Annotated in this window: 1 protein-coding gene; it reads left to right on the top strand. The window is 40.4% G+C overall.

Annotated features, from left to right (window positions below; translation table 11 throughout):
- Positions 1 to 63: 63 nt before the first annotated feature.
- A partial coding sequence (locus NI469_RS15725) for an IS6-like element IS1007 family transposase (protein ID WP_253175663.1) occupies positions 64 to 758 on the top strand: 695 nt, incomplete at its 3' end.

The raw sequence follows: 758 nt of genomic DNA on the forward strand, positions 1-758 counted from the left end.
GGCACTGTTGCAAATAGGCTGACATGATAAGCTAAATATCTTATTTATTTCGAGATACAGCAGATGAATCCCTTCCACGGTCGGCACTTTCAAGGTGAAATCATTCTTTGGGCTGTTCGTTGGTATTGTAAATATGGCATCAGCTATCGTGAACTTCAGGAAATGCTCGCTGAACGTGGAGTGAATGTTGATCACACCACAATTTATCGCTGGGTTCAGCGTTATGCTCCAGAAATGGAAAAACGTTTACGTTGGTATTGGCGTAATCCTACAGATCGACATTTATGGCATCTGGATGAAACTTACGTAAAAGTGAATGGCAAATGGGCATATCTATACCGTGCAGTTGACCAACGTGGCCATACTCTTGATTTCTATCTTTCTGCTAGACGAAATACCCATTCAGCTTATTGTTTTCTTGGTAAAATTTTGAATCATGTCAAAAAATGGCAGATTCCACGAGTCATAAACACTGATAAGGCTCATACCTATGGCCGTGCTTTGTCGCGACTAAAACAGGAAGGAAAGTGTCCTGAAGACCTGGACCATCGACAGATTAAATACAAGAATAACGTGATTGAATGTGATCATGGCAAGCTCAAACGGATCATCAAGGCTACGTTGGGATTCAAGTCTATGAAAACGGCTTATGCCACAATTAAAGGAATTGAGGTTATGCGTGCTCTACGCAAAGGACAAGCTTCATTATTTTATAACGGTAATATTCTAGGAGAAGTTTGGCTAGTAAATAGAGTTTT

It is taken from the genome of Acinetobacter lwoffii, from assembly GCF_024129735.1.
GTDB classification, from domain to species: domain Bacteria; phylum Pseudomonadota; class Gammaproteobacteria; order Pseudomonadales; family Moraxellaceae; genus Acinetobacter; species Acinetobacter lwoffii_H.